This window comes from Coleofasciculus sp. C1-SOL-03, assembly GCF_040220555.1.
Taxonomy (GTDB): Bacteria; Cyanobacteriota; Cyanobacteriia; order Cyanobacteriales; family Coleofasciculaceae; genus Coleofasciculus.
In genome coordinates this window covers 15,294-28,268 of sequence record NZ_JAVJUO010000146.1, presented here as the reverse complement: position 1 = coordinate 28,268, position 12,975 = coordinate 15,294, and the positions used below count along the sequence as shown (strand labels likewise).

Below are 12,975 nucleotides of genomic sequence, written 5' to 3'. Positions count from 1 at the left end.
CGGACATGGCGCGTCTGTAGGGGCGGGTTTTACCGATAACGTTTAAACTCAAACCACTAACGGAACTAAACCCGCCCCGTCTAAATTATGAATGATGACGTCCTGAACAAATGACAAATGACCAATGACCAATGACCAAAAACTAAAACGTCTCTGGCGGATTCTTCACAAACGCTAAATGGGGTCTGACTTGACCCGTGGATAGGCTAACCCAGGCTAATCCTTCCGTTGTTCCCACCCATAATTTATTCCCTACATCTGGGGACAGGGAAAGAATATAATCCGAGGGAAGATTCGACAGTTCACCCAACACCGCTCCCGTTTCCGCTCGGATTTTTAATAAGCCACCTTCCGTACCCACCCACACACTACCATCTAAAGCAAAGCGCACCGCTGTTACACTACGTCCCCGTAATGGTGTCACCGAACGCGGTTCAGCAAAGGGATTGTTCGGGTCAATCACTAACAGACTACTGGGAGTTCCCACCCACAACTTACCATCGGGTCCGGTGGTTAGGGATTGGACAATGGTTCCAGGTAAATTACCAATCCGCCGAATGATAAAGGCGCTGGCGGTATCGATTTGCACTAATCCTTCTAATGTACCCACCCACAGTTGACCGTCTTCATCTAATGTCAAAGCATTGGCGCTAACGCCAGGGAGTTCTTGCACTGTGGTCATTAATAATCCTTGGTCAGGACTAATCATAGCCAAACCGCGATCGCTTCCTACCCAGAGATACCCGCGCCGATCAACTTGTAAGGATAAGACCCGATTCGAGGGTAATGTAAAGTTTTGTGCAGTAACTTCGTTACTCCGAGGATCGACTCGTAACAATCCTTCATACGTTCCTAGCCAAATTCGCCCGACTCGGTCTTGGGCTAAGGCGTCGATTGTGTAGTTGGGTAAATCAACCCGGGCTTTCAGGCGTCCGGTGTTTGGGTCAATTCGGGCGAATCCTGAGTAGGTTCCCACCCAGAGGTCTCCTGTGTAGTCGGGTTGCAATGCAGGGACGCGAAAATCCGTGGGTAGGGGTTCGACTTCGCGCCGCAAGCGTTCGGGGGGTAACGGTTCGCCGCCAGGGGGAGGGGGCGCACCTCGATAGTCGGGGGCTGTTCCTAGTTCGGTTTGAGCTAGGGTTTCTTGGGCTAGCACTAGGGTCGGATCAGTTCCCATCCCGACAGAAGAGATGAGCCTGGTCGGAGCCCCCCCCAACCCTAGCAGGGTCGCACCGAGGAAAAGACGAATCGGGGCATTCAAAGACGCCATGGTGTCTGAGACGATTTGGATAGTTTTTCGAGATCTATATCTATATTAAAGAGTGATGGTACAGCCTGGACTATAGAATCTTTACCTTAATATGTCCCAAATTGGTTACTATGTAACAAAAAATTAACATAAATTTACGTTTCGTTGATTTATAACAGTACCTTATACAATTCTCAAGAATATTTGAAGTTAAACTTATTGAATTCTTTGGTATATTAACTACGTTGCTGAAAATTTAACGGGTCTGGCAAGGAGCTGCATGATGTGCTGCTTCGCTAACACGCTATGGTTGTTTAACTTGGCGTGAAATGAATTGCCAGATTAGCTAAAGCCAGAAGGGAAGAGAAAACCACGTTAAGCAATCGTTTGTTTGGTGATGTGGGATAATTACTCTTGCCCGATCCGCTCAATAAAAAAATGTCTTGGCTCAGTCAAGTTTTTTGACCCAATATGGCGGATAATAGGTAATTCAGAGACCAAAAACCAAGCGAATAAGCAAGAAGTGGGGCTGGGCATATCCCCACTAGAAAACACTGGAGGTATGGTTCCAAAGGCTGTACTGAAGGAAGCCTACATTCTAATCTTTGATTGAATGTAGGAGGATGTCACCGATTTTAGGGCTTAACTAAGGGCGTAAAATCGTTAATAATGCTTATGGATTAAGCCTGTCGCAACATTCAGTAGTTCCTAAGGAAGGAAAACATGTCTTACGCTAAAACAAAAACTCAGTCAAAAGCTGGGTATGATGCCGGGGTCAAGGATTATAAATTAACGTATTATACTCCGGATTACACTCCTAAAGATACAGATATTCTGGCAGCATTTCGCATGACTCCGCAGCCGGGAGTTCCCCCGGAAGAAGCGGGTGCGGCGGTAGCAGCAGAGTCTTCCACCGGGACATGGACAACGGTATGGACAGACTTGTTAACTGACCTCGATCGCTACAAAGGTCGTTGCTATGAAGTCGAGCCAGTTCGTGGCGAAGATAATCAGTATATCTGCTACGTCGCCTACCCCTTGGATCTGTTTGAAGAGGGTTCGGTGACCAACATGCTGACCTCCATCGTGGGGAACGTGTTTGGGTTTAAAGCTCTCAAAGCCCTGCGTCTAGAAGATTTGCGGGTTCCTGTGGCTTATCTGAAGACGTTCCAAGGACCGCCTCACGGTATCGTGGTTGAGCGCGATAAGTTGAACAAGTATGGGCGTCCTCTGTTAGGTTGTACGATTAAGCCCAAGTTGGGGTTATCGGCGAAGAACTATGGTCGTGCCGTTTATGAGTGTCTGCGCGGCGGTCTAGACTTCACCAAAGACGACGAAAACATCAACTCCCAGCCCTTCATGCGCTGGCGCGATCGCTTCCTGTTTGTGCAAGAGGCAATTGAAAAAGCTCAAGCCGAAACCGGTGAAGTGAAAGGTCACTACCTGAATGTCACCGCCCCCACCTGTGAACAGATGATGGAGCGGGCTGAGTTCGCTAAGGAACTGGGTTCGCCGATCATCATGCATGATTACCTGACGGGTGGCTTCACCGCCAACACCACTTTGGCAAAATGGTGCCGTAGCAATGGTTTACTGCTGCACATCCACCGGGCGATGCACGCGGTAATCGACCGTCAGAAGGTTCACGGCATTCACTTCCGGGTGCTGGCGAAGTGCTTGCGGCTGTCTGGTGGTGACCACCTCCACTCCGGTACTGTGGTTGGTAAGCTCGAAGGTGAAAAAGGCATCACCATGGGCTTTGTTGACCTAATGCGGGAAGATCACATCGAGCGCGATCGCGAACGTGGCATTTACTTTACTCAAAACTGGGCATCCATGCCCGGTGTAATGCCCGTGGCATCTGGTGGTATCCACGTTTGGCACATGCCTGCACTGGTAGAAATCTTTGGTGATGATTCCTGCCTGCAATTTGGTGGTGGTACTCTGGGTCACCCCTGGGGTAATGCGCCGGGAGCAACCGCTAACCGTGTGGCATTAGAAGCCTGCATCCAAGCCCGGAATGAAGGACGTAACCTGATGCGTGAAGGTGGCGACGTGATCCGCGAAGCCGCGAAATGGAGTCCTGAATTAGCCGCCGCTTGCGAACTTTGGAAGGAAATCAAGTTCGAGTATGAAGCGGTTGATACCGTCTAAAATGGGATGAAGTGCGAAGTATGAAGTTCTCCACTTCATACTTCACCATTGAGACTTCATCTAACCCATAGCAGGAAACTCCAAGTCCCTTCACTTCGTTCGAGGGCAAGCTTTAGACTGGAGAGGGATGCTAATTGGTGAAACATTGAGCGAAGTCGAAATGTGATTTTAATCGCCATTATTCCAGACCCGTTAAGCTGATTGGTTTATGCTATTAATATTCTGGTGGAGACAACCCCATAGAGGACACCACCAGGATGAAAGTAAGCAGAAAGTAGGCTTTTCCCTACCGACTGTCTAGACGGCGTTTGACGGTCGTAGCGAGAACTTTCCAATTAGTTCTGTCAGCAGAATCTCTCGTACTTTAGTCGAGAGAGTGTCAAACTGTTAGAGGGCTGGGATCAGACTATGGAACTAAAACGAGTTGCCAAAGATACAGCCAAAGTGCTGACCAGTTATATGACTTATCAAGCACTGCGGATTACCCTGGATCAATTGGGAGAAACTAACCCACCCCAGGCGCTGTGGTTGCATTCTTTTTCGGCAAATCAAGGAGTTCAAGACGGAGATCTCTATCTTCAAGAACTCCTGAAGGAAAACCAAGAACTGGCGTTTCGGATCATGACAGTGCGACAGTATTTAGCTGAGGAAGTGACGGACTTCTTGCCAGAAATGGTTCGCAGCAATATTCAGCAGTCGAACATGGAGTATCGTCGTCAGTATTTGGAACGAATCACCCAACTCAGTATTTCTGACCCAGCCTCACCCGAACAGCAAGCTGATTCGGACACCTAGTTAGACATTGACAAAACATAACCATTACTGAATTACCCATGCAAACTTTACCCAAAGAGCGTCGTTACGAAACTTTGTCCTATTTGCCGCCTCTGAGCGATCAGCAAATTGTCCGCCAAATTGAATACATTTTGGATCAGGGGTTCATTCCCGCGATTGAATTTAGCGAAAGCTCAGAACCCGACCAGCACTACTGGACAATGTGGAAACTTCCCCTGTTCAATGCCACTTCGACTAAAGATGTCATGGCTGAGGTGGATGCTTGTCGGTCTGACTATCGCGACAACTTTATCCGCGTTGTGGGTTTTGACAACATTAAGCAGTGTCAAGTTTTGAGCTTTATTATCTATAAGCCTGGTGAAAGTGGTCGTAGCCGAGGTTATTACTAAGTAGCAACGGCTTAAAAGTCTGCTGAGATAGAGAGGAGAGGTCTTATTACCTCTCTTTTTTATTTTTATTAGGTCAGAAGCCAGAAGAGACAAAAAAATTGTAGAGACATTGCATGCAACGTCTCTACTACAACCTTATTTAATACCCCCAAGGGAATTCGAATCCCTGTCGCCTCCGTGAAAGGGAGGTGTCCTAGGCCTCTAGACGATGGGGGCTTGTTTCTCAGACCTTAATAAATATAACGAACATTTTTGGGCTTGTCAACTCCCCAGCCAAGAAATTAATCGAGAAAATTTAGGACTCTAACTGAGTGACTAAATGAATCAATTCTGGTAAAATCAGCTTTTCCATAGCCAGGGTAACGGCTGCCGTAGAACCAGGAAGGGAGAAAATCAGCTTACGGCGATACACTCCAGCCACAGCCCGTGACGCGATCGCCCGTGAGCCAATCTCTTGGTAACTAAGCCAACGAAAGACCTCACCAAATCCGGGTAAGGTCTTTTCTAACAAACCCGCTAAGGCGTCATAGGTAGTATCTCGCGCCGCGATTCCTGTACCCCCGTTAACCACAACCGCCTGAATATCTGAACGCTGGGCGAGAACTTGCAGATATTTCTGAATTTGGTTCGGTTCATCCTTGAGAATTTCGTAAGCGACAACCCGATGACCCGCATCACGCAGCAATTGCTGGATGCAGGAACCACTGCGATCTGAATCTGGCGATCGCGTATCACTAACAGTTACCACAGCCGTCGCGATCGATCTTGATCCGGTATCGGGATGAGGTTGATGTGTCATATAGCACTACGGGGATACGTTAGGACATCAGTTGATCCCAAGAGGGAACAGGGAACAGTAAAGAATGTCCTAACCTGTTTTGGTACTGCTATATCTTACGGTGTTTAGGCAGCTCAAGAAAATATAGAAGTGGACATTGAACACGAAAACCCCGTAGATGCCAAAGCGTTGAGATCTACGGGGTCAATGTCCTAAAGAATACTACATTGTTACTACTCACCGTTAAAGTGAGGGAGGATTAAGACTTGCTGAATCCTAACCCATTCTCCTCAGCATAGCGCTCCATGAAACGCATAAAACGATTCCATTCTTCTTCCGATTTCATGATCACAATTGCTTCTAATGCTGTCGGTTGTCCATTGACAAATTTGCCTTTAACCTCTCGGCTGACCAGCTCTCCTTCTTCATCCTGTAGGTACATCCCAGTTATTTCTTCACCATAGTTGCCATTGAGCGCCTTAGGATTATCAAAATAAAATGTTGCCGTACCATTGCTACCATCACGGGAGCGAGTCAGACGTACATCAGGTACAACTTCTTCGTCAATGCCTTGAATAAATTGAATTTTTGCCATGAGCCGTTCAATCAAAATTTATGAAGGTTATCACCAATTGAATTATCTGCCGTGCTTGCCATTGGCACAACGACTGGAGTTGGACATTTTCTCAAGCTGGGAATCCAGTTCTACGTCCAACCCCGATGAACTGCTGCGTCTTGAGCGTTCAGACACCGATTCTTTAATCCTCGCCCATCTATTCCTACCTGAGAACAGCAAGCGATTTGGGCGTTTAGATTTCATAGTAATTTTACCAAAAACTTTACACTTAACAAAAAAAGTGAGGTTTGACTGCCATAACGACCGAGGTGATGGCAAAATTGATAGAGCAGATCATCAAAAAATTATCAATCGCTCCCTCATTGGCGTTAGCGTAGCTCGGTCGAATCCTGGCTACTTTATCCTTAGGGAGACAGTTTGTCAGGTTCCTGCCAAACATCTGCTTCAAGGCGAATCCTCCAAGGCTTGACCCGAACCTGGGTACAAACCTGGGACTCTCGCCACCTTTGCTGGACATCCTTAACCAATATCAATGGGCAAAAAGCGCGTTCTCTCTGGAGTTCAACCAACTGGCAATCTTCATCTGGGTAACTATCTCGGAGCTATCCGTAATTGGGTAGACGCCCAGAGTCAGTATGAAAATTTCTTTTGCGTCGTCGATTTACACGCAATTACGGTTCCCCATAATCCAGCAACTCTAGCCGAAGATACCTACACGATCGCGGCGCTATATCTAGCCTGTGGCGTGGATTTGAACGATTCAACTATTTTTGTTCAATCTCACATCCCCGCTCACTGTGAACTTACCTGGCTGTTTAACTGCGTCACGCCAATCAATTGGCTGGAACGGATGATTCAGTTTAAAGAAAAGGCGGTGAAGCAGGGCGAAAATGTTAGTACGGGTTTACTGGACTACCCGGTGCTGATGGCAGCCGATATTTTGCTCTATGATGCGGATTTAGTCCCCGTGGGAGAAGACCAAAAGCAACATATCGAACTCACTCGTGATATAGTGATTCGGATTAATGATCAGTATGGCAGCCAGAAAAAGCCCGTGCTGAAACTACCCGAACCCTTAATCCGCAAAGAAGGAGCGCGGGTGATGAGTCTCACGGATGGCACCAAGAAAATGTCTAAATCTGACCCATCCCCGATGAGTCGGATTAATCTACTGGATTCTCCAGAGGAGATTCAAAAGAAAATTAAGCGCTGTAAGACTGATCCGATTAAGGGGCTAGAATTTGACAATCCTGAACGTCCAGAGTGTCATAACTTGCTCTCGCTTTATACCCTACTGTCGGGGAAAACCCAGGAAGCCGTTGCCGCCGAATGTCAGGATATGGGGTGGGGACAGTTCAAAACGGTGTTGAGTGAAGCCACGATTGCAGCCCTCAAACCAATTCAGCAGAACTATGAAGCTGTGATGGAAGATAAGGGCTATCTAGAGTCAATCTTACGTCAAGGGCGCGAGAAAGCAGAAGCGATCGCTCTCTCAACCCTATCCAGAGTCAAGGCAGCTATGGGGTATTCTACACCTCTGTAGAGACGTGCCATGGCGCGTCTGGGAGATGGGGAAGCAGGGGGAGCAGGGGAAGCAGGGGAAGATATGACGAATGACAAATGACAAATGACAAATGACGAATGACGAATGACGAATAACAAATGACGAATAACAAATGACAAACCTTACTCAACCCTCATTCCGAGACGCCGTTAAATCAGGGGAATTCTTAATTACGGCAGAGGTTAGCCCCCCCAAGGGAGGTGACGCTAGCCAGATGATTAATCTGGCAAAACCATTGAAGAATCGTGTCCATGCGGTTAATCTTACCGATGGATCTAGGGCTGTGCTGCGGATGTCTTCTTTAGCCGCCGCTGCTATTTTAGTCCAACATGGAATTGAACCAATCTGTCAGATCGCTTGCCGCGATCGCAATCGATTGGGGTTACAGGCGGATCTGATGGGAGCGCAGGCTTTGGGCATTCGTAACATTCTTGCCCTCACGGGTGATCCGGTAAAAGTCGGTGATCATCCTGACGCCAAGCCTGTTTTTGATCTAGAATCAGTACGTTTGCTCCAGCTAATCAGTAAACTCAATAACGGTTTCGATGCTAATGACAAGCCATTGTCGGATGGAAAGACAGAGTTATTTGCTGGAGCCGCCGTTGACCCTCAGTTAAAAAGTTGGTCTGGATTACAACGTCGGTTTGAGCGTAAACTAGAAGCGGGTGCCCAGTTTTTCCAGAGTCAACTGATTGCTGATTTCCAGCGGCTGGAAAAGTTTATGGATAAGATTGCGGCTGACACCGATAAGCCGATTTTAGCGGGGATATTTTTGATTAAATCGGCGAAAAATGCTCGATTTCTGAATAAATACGTTCCCGGTGTCAATATTTCCCAATCCATTATTGATCGATTGGCAGCCGCCACCGATCCACTGCAAGAAGGGATGAAAATTGCGGCTGAACAAATCAAACTCGCCAAACAACTGTGCCAGGGTGTGCATATTATGGTGATTAAGCGAGAAGATTTGATTCCCCAGATTCTGGATTTAGCAGAAATCCCACCCCTGAGTCGGTAAAACGCATTTGAGTAGGCGGAAACGGTTTTCGGTGGCGATCGCAGGGAGAGTAATGTTCCAGATGTGCCACGGCATGTCTGGGAATAGGGAAAGATTATCATTTTTAAGATACCTCACAGCAGGTCTTTTGGCATTCGTCAGCAGAGACTGGTGATCACCTAGAGTGAGACATGGCTCACCTTCTAGGCAATGTCCTGATTGACAGGCTGGGAATGAGGATAAATCAGGTGTAGCTAAAACGTCAAAAATCATGTTTTGAACATTAAGGATTTTGACGTTGAATTTTTGGGTTTATATTCAGGCTCCGATATGACTGTAGGGAGCTTGATTTGAGGACAAAGAAGAACGGATGAATAAGACGGTAGAGACCGAAATTTGTAACGTTACAGTGTATGATAACCAGGCGCTAATCACGCGCCGAGGCGTTGTACAGCTAACGGGTGAGGAACGGGAACTGGTGATTGCGAATTTGCCCGTAACCCTGCTGCGTGAGTCCGTTCAGGTGTCGAGTACGGGTCATGCAGGGGGGCGATTAGTAGAGGTGCGGACAGAACCAACCAGTACTCGTGAAGCAACTCATCCCAAAGTTAGCCAACTGTCTGAAGAAATCGGTCAGTTAGAAGATCAAAGACGCCAGGGACAAGATGCACTAACTCTGCTGAATTTACAGCGAAATTTTATCAAAAATTTAGGCAATCAGTATCTGGAACGCTTGACAAAATCCCAAAACTCTGAGCCGTTCAACTTGACTCAAATTGGGGAATTGCTGGATTTTGTCGGAGAACGGTGGCAAGATTTATCGGGTGCGATCGCGCAACAGGATCACCAGCAAAAACAGGTCAACACTCAGTTGCAAGCGGTGCGCGGGCAGTTTCAGCAGCTCTCTACGCCCCAGATTCATGACAGCTTTAATATCATTGTCACCCTCGAACCAGCAGGTGCGGGTGAATTGGCGTTGGAGGTTTCTTATAGAGTTAAGGGGGCAAGTTGGCAACCCGTCTATGATGTGCATTGGCAAGATAGCCAGCAAACCGCCAGACTCAGTTACCTGGCTCAAATTACCCAAAACACGGGTGAGGATTGGTTGGGTGTAGCGCTTACCCTTTCCACCGCTCAACCGGGGGTGGGGCGACAAATTCCGCCGATTACACCCTGGTATATTGATTTGCAACAGTCTAGTGCCTTGGCAAATCGGACAACAACCAACCCAAAGGAGCATAACGCACCCCGCCCCCCAATGGTGAATATGCCCTTTGCGGGGATAGCGCCAGAACCTGAACCGTCGATAGATGAAGAGTTAGAGCGGTTGAGAGCGGAAAAGGAATTGGGGGAACAGCCGGGACAAAAAGGAATTGTTACCTTTACCCTTGACGATTCAGCTACGATTCCCAGTGATGGAGTGAGCCATAAGGTTGCCATTTTCCACAGAGATGATTATCCCTGTCGCGCTGAGTATGTGGCGATGTCGCGCCAACTTAATTTTGCTTACCTAAGAGCAACAGTGACAAATCCGTTGAATGGCGTTACTTTATTACCGGGACAGATTACCATCTTTCGCGATAATACATTTATTGGCACTAGCGAACTCCCGAATATTGCCCCAGGTCAAGAGTTTCAACTCGATTTAGGTGTGGACGATGGGTTGAAAATTGAGCGGTATCTGGTGGAACGACAAGTAGATAAGAAGTTGATCGGCAATCAGCAGCGGGAAGCGGTGACGTATGGGTATCGCTTAACGGTGGCAAATTTACGGGAGCAAGAGGCACAGGTTAAGGTGATGGAACAACTCCCGGTGAGTTGTCATTCTCAACTCAAAGTTCGGCTGACTGATGCTAATCCCTCTATGGAAATCGGTGAGTTGGGTGTGTTGGAATGGTTACTAACTTTGCCTTCTCTTTCTTGTCAGGAGTTGTCCTATCAGTTTACGGTGGAGTATTTGCCGGAATTTAGGGTGATCGGATTAGACATTTAGCAATGTTTGTCAGCCACTTAATCACTCCATGGCACTCTAAGGATAAATTAGAAGTGTGAATTTGGGATGGTTTGGGAATACGAAGAACGCACAATTATGACAAGAAACGCTTATGCCGAGTGAGTTAACTGCTGAGATTCTCAGACAACATTCTGTCAAGGAACGGAAAGCACTAATTTTAGAACACGCCTCTTTAATTGATGCTACTCACATAACAGATGAAAAGTTGAGTAAAGCCTACAAGTTAGGGAAAATTATTTCCTCATTATCAAAAGATTATTTTTACTACCAAATTGAACAAAATAATCAATTAGAACAGCAATCTCAACTTATTCAGATAAAAACAGATTTTTTCGCCAGCAAGTTTATTGACTGGTTAGAAAAAGACTTTAGCAATAAACAAGCAATACTTGATAGGCATCCTAACCCACGCAATCTATTTGAGCTATGCGGAGCAAAATTACTGGTAACAAGCAATTCTGTCACCAGAAGTCTCAGCACAAAAATGGGACGCCTTTGGGAAGAAATATCCAACATTAGTCCTTATGTTATTGTACCAGAGTTTGAGTTTGACATTAAAATCACTGGTATTGATATCATCATTTTTTCAAACGAAACAGTTTATCTTGCACAGTTAAAAACTCTAAAAGGGACATTAACAGGCTCCCAAAAAACCAGAGCTGAAAAGGAGTTAAGTATTCATGAAAACCCCCTATTCATAGCTGCCTTTGATTTGGGTCAATGGACATTCTCAAATAGAAGTTAAATTCCTCGAATCGCAGGTTCAGAATTTTGGCAGAAGATTTGTATGGATTATAATCTTGTTGAAAACCATGTCAGAACTATGTTGCAGAAAATTGACAAAGCTTTTTCTCAATTGGCTGCTAGCGAAACTTCAAATAATTCTTAACTTGATTAATCAGTGCAACTATCTGAGACAAAAGCTAATCTTAGCCTTTTTAGGTCACTTCTCTATCAATGGCATAAATTTTATAAAGGGAAAAGTGAGAGTTGTTCAACGAGTTCTTTCCCTCGCGGTTTATCTCCTTGGATCAAACTGTAAAGATAAGTACCAATGGCTTGTGCCAATCCAACAGGTACAGCATTACCAATTTGTTTATATTTAGACGTTAGTGACCCACAAAAAATCCAGTCGTCAGGAAAGGTTTGGATTCTAGCACACTCTCGCACAGTCAAGGGACGCAGTTCTACAGGGTGACACATATCTGTGGCTTTTTGCTGTGGACTTGTCGTCACAGTAGGTGAAGGCTTATCCCAGGACAATCGCCTGTAAAATCCAACTTTACCACCCCCTGACTTGTAAGCACCTCCCATTGCCTCTTCTTTCAAATTTTCGGGTAAATATCTCCAGTTTTGTCCGGATTTGAGGAGCCTCAAATACTTTAAGCGCTTTTCTGAGTAAGGAGTAAACTCTGGATTTTGTTCAACTAAATGGGTTAACGCATCTCGTAAAGTACGCCACTTGGGTAAATCTCTACCGCCTTGAGAATGGGTAGCCAAAGGAAATGTAATAGATTCACCATCTCTGGAACCAATAAACACAACACGCTCTCTATTTTGAGGAACCCCATAATCGGCAGCTTCTAAAAGGTTGTAAACTACGTTGTATCCAAGTTTGTGCATTTCTGCTAGTACCACCTTAAGGGCTGCACCTCTCATTTCGTCCGGTTCTAACGGTGGATAATCCGCGCCCCGTTGGTTAATGGGTCGGTGACGAATAGCAGCAGAAAGTAACCCTTTCACATTCTCCATAACGAAAAATCGGGGTTGAATGTCTCGAACAATACGGACAAACTCCATAAATAAACTGCCACGAGGGTCTAAGACTGAAGCCCTTTTTCCTGCTGTGCTAAAAGGCTGACAAGGTGCGCCACCAACTACCAAATCCACCTCATTCGGGCGTAATGCTCTCCCCTTCCCTAAAACTCGACCCCCTTCTAAAAGTAAATCTTGGGTACTGATTGTTTCAATTGCTCTGGGGATAGCACTTTCATGAAGATAGGGTCGGTTAAGGGCTATGGTTTTTACTGAATCACGGTCTTTCTCAACCACGCTTACGGTATGAAATCCGGCTAGCTCTAACCCTAGGTCTAAACCAAAAGCTCCTGAAAACAGAGAAATAGAAATAGCTTTGCCATCGATCACGGTTGTCGCTCCTACGCTAAATTACCCTTTACGCCTTATCGTCTCCCTGGGCGCTTTGTCGTTGTCGTTATTGTATTGTAATGGTTTCAGACATTTTTTCAGGGGGATTTGACCGGACATGATATAAAGCTGTAGTAGAGCGACTATCGGCTGACCTCAAGGCTGAATTTCCTCAAATAACTGGATTCTCACCGCGTCACCGCGCAATTTGTGGTTAATCGAGCAGTTTTATGAAGCATAAGCTGAAGCAATTGAATTTCTGAAACAGCTTGTTGCAGAAATTCCTTGGGGTCATAATGCTGAAGTTAAGTTT

The 12,975-nt window shown here is 46.1% G+C and carries 13 protein-coding genes and 1 tRNA gene; 8 read left to right on the top strand and 6 right to left on the bottom strand.

The features are described 5' to 3' along the window. Positions 1-142: 142 nt before the first annotated feature. Positions 143-1,270: a ligand-binding sensor domain-containing protein gene (locus tag RIE73_RS23295; protein WP_446403457.1), complete on the bottom strand. Its 1,128-nt coding sequence runs from the start codon at positions 1,268-1,270 to the stop codon at positions 143-145. A 702-nt stretch (positions 1,271-1,972) separates the two neighbouring features. Here RIE73_RS23295 and RIE73_RS23290 point away from each other — a divergent pair. The 3 genes from RIE73_RS23290 (at position 1,973) to RIE73_RS23280 (ending at position 4,587) form a co-directional block, all read left to right on the top strand. Next, positions 1,973-3,403 carry a form I ribulose bisphosphate carboxylase large subunit gene (locus RIE73_RS23290; RefSeq protein WP_446403456.1) on the top strand — a complete coding sequence of 477 codons (1,431 nt, stop codon included), beginning with the start codon at positions 1,973-1,975 and terminating at the stop codon, positions 3,401-3,403. Positions 3,404-3,811: 408 nt separating this feature from the next. Next, positions 3,812-4,198: a RuBisCO chaperone RbcX gene (rcbX, locus tag RIE73_RS23285; protein WP_446403455.1), complete on the top strand. Its 387-nt coding sequence runs from the start codon at positions 3,812-3,814 to the stop codon at positions 4,196-4,198. Between the two features lie 38 nt (positions 4,199-4,236). Then, entirely contained in the window at positions 4,237-4,587 is a 351-nt protein-coding gene (locus tag RIE73_RS23280; protein WP_446403454.1) for a ribulose bisphosphate carboxylase small subunit, read from the top strand. A gap of 143 nt (positions 4,588-4,730) precedes the next feature. Here RIE73_RS23280 and RIE73_RS23275 read toward each other — a convergent pair. From RIE73_RS23275 to psb28, 3 genes are all read right to left on the bottom strand, one after another. Continuing rightward, positions 4,731-4,803, bottom strand: a tRNA-Glu gene (locus RIE73_RS23275). A gap of 79 nt (positions 4,804-4,882) precedes the next feature. Then, a complete protein-coding gene (locus RIE73_RS23270; RefSeq protein ID WP_446403453.1) occupies positions 4,883-5,386 on the bottom strand; it encodes a MogA/MoaB family molybdenum cofactor biosynthesis protein in 504 nt (167 codons plus the stop codon). A gap of 238 nt (positions 5,387-5,624) precedes the next feature. Beyond that, positions 5,625-5,960, bottom strand: coding sequence for a photosystem II reaction center protein Psb28 (gene psb28 / locus RIE73_RS23265; protein WP_446403452.1), 336 nt, complete (start codon positions 5,958-5,960; stop codon positions 5,625-5,627). On the opposite strand from psb28, the gene RIE73_RS23260 reads away from it, so the two are divergent. The 3 genes from RIE73_RS23260 to RIE73_RS23250 all read left to right on the top strand — a co-directional run bounded on the left by RIE73_RS23260 (position 5,959) and on the right by RIE73_RS23250 (position 8,524). After that, on the top strand, positions 5,959-6,411 hold the full coding sequence (locus tag RIE73_RS23260) for a hypothetical protein (protein ID WP_446403451.1): 453 nt from the start codon (positions 5,959-5,961) through the stop codon (positions 6,409-6,411). The two genes, psb28 and RIE73_RS23260, sit on opposite strands and share 2 nt — an antisense overlap. A gap of 63 nt (positions 6,412-6,474) precedes the next feature. Further along, positions 6,475-7,485 (top strand): tryptophan--tRNA ligase, encoded by a 1,011-nt coding sequence (gene trpS / locus RIE73_RS23255; RefSeq protein WP_446403450.1) that lies wholly within the window; start codon positions 6,475-6,477, stop codon positions 7,483-7,485. Positions 7,486-7,618: 133 nt separating this feature from the next. Continuing rightward, entirely contained in the window at positions 7,619-8,524 is a 906-nt protein-coding gene (locus RIE73_RS23250) for a methylenetetrahydrofolate reductase (protein ID WP_446403449.1), read from the top strand. Here the strand turns inward: RIE73_RS23250 and RIE73_RS23245 are convergent. Continuing rightward, entirely contained in the window at positions 8,495-8,776 is a 282-nt protein-coding gene (locus RIE73_RS23245) for a hypothetical protein (protein ID WP_446403448.1), read from the bottom strand. The genes RIE73_RS23250 and RIE73_RS23245 overlap by 30 nt on opposite strands. A 97-nt stretch (positions 8,777-8,873) precedes the next feature. Here RIE73_RS23245 and RIE73_RS23240 point away from each other — a divergent pair, with 97 nt between their 5' ends. Then, the gene (locus RIE73_RS23240; RefSeq protein WP_446403447.1) at positions 8,874-10,496 is read left to right on the top strand and encodes a mucoidy inhibitor MuiA family protein; all 1,623 of its coding nucleotides are present in this window, start codon (positions 8,874-8,876) and stop codon (positions 10,494-10,496) included. 112 nt (positions 10,497-10,608) lie between these two features. After that, the gene (locus RIE73_RS23235; RefSeq protein ID WP_446403446.1) at positions 10,609-11,262 is read left to right on the top strand and encodes a hypothetical protein; all 654 of its coding nucleotides are present in this window, start codon (positions 10,609-10,611) and stop codon (positions 11,260-11,262) included. 224 nt (positions 11,263-11,486) lie between these two features. Here the strand turns inward: RIE73_RS23235 and RIE73_RS23230 are convergent, their stop codons facing one another. After that, complete coding sequence (locus RIE73_RS23230; protein ID WP_446403445.1) at positions 11,487-12,662, bottom strand: DNA cytosine methyltransferase; 1,176 nt, start codon at positions 12,660-12,662, stop codon at positions 11,487-11,489. Positions 12,663-12,975 lie beyond the last annotated feature (313 nt).

What these genes read in the sequence shown, in the direction of transcription:
- RIE73_RS23295 (WP_446403457.1), bottom strand. Translation starts at nt 1,270, where the DNA reads ATGGCGTCTTTGAATGCCCCGATTCGTCTTTTCCTCGGTGCGACCCTG.
- RIE73_RS23290 (WP_446403456.1), top strand. Translation starts at nt 1,973, where the DNA reads ATGTCTTACGCTAAAACAAAAACTCAGTCAAAAGCTGGGTATGATGCC.
- rcbX (WP_446403455.1), top strand. Translation starts at nt 3,812, where the DNA reads ATGGAACTAAAACGAGTTGCCAAAGATACAGCCAAAGTGCTGACCAGT.
- RIE73_RS23280 (WP_446403454.1), top strand. Translation starts at nt 4,237, where the DNA reads ATGCAAACTTTACCCAAAGAGCGTCGTTACGAAACTTTGTCCTATTTG.
- RIE73_RS23270 (WP_446403453.1), bottom strand. Translation starts at nt 5,386, where the DNA reads ATGACACATCAACCTCATCCCGATACCGGATCAAGATCGATCGCGACG.
- RIE73_RS23260 (WP_446403451.1), top strand. Translation starts at nt 5,959, where the DNA reads ATGAGCCGTTCAATCAAAATTTATGAAGGTTATCACCAATTGAATTAT.
- psb28 (WP_446403452.1), bottom strand. Translation starts at nt 5,960, where the DNA reads ATGGCAAAAATTCAATTTATTCAAGGCATTGACGAAGAAGTTGTACCT.
- trpS (WP_446403450.1), top strand. Translation starts at nt 6,475, where the DNA reads ATGGGCAAAAAGCGCGTTCTCTCTGGAGTTCAACCAACTGGCAATCTT.
- RIE73_RS23250 (WP_446403449.1), top strand. Translation starts at nt 7,619, where the DNA reads ATGACAAACCTTACTCAACCCTCATTCCGAGACGCCGTTAAATCAGGG.
- RIE73_RS23245 (WP_446403448.1), bottom strand. Translation starts at nt 8,776, where the DNA reads ATGATTTTTGACGTTTTAGCTACACCTGATTTATCCTCATTCCCAGCC.
- RIE73_RS23240 (WP_446403447.1), top strand. Translation starts at nt 8,874, where the DNA reads ATGAATAAGACGGTAGAGACCGAAATTTGTAACGTTACAGTGTATGAT.
- RIE73_RS23235 (WP_446403446.1), top strand. Translation starts at nt 10,609, where the DNA reads ATGCCGAGTGAGTTAACTGCTGAGATTCTCAGACAACATTCTGTCAAG.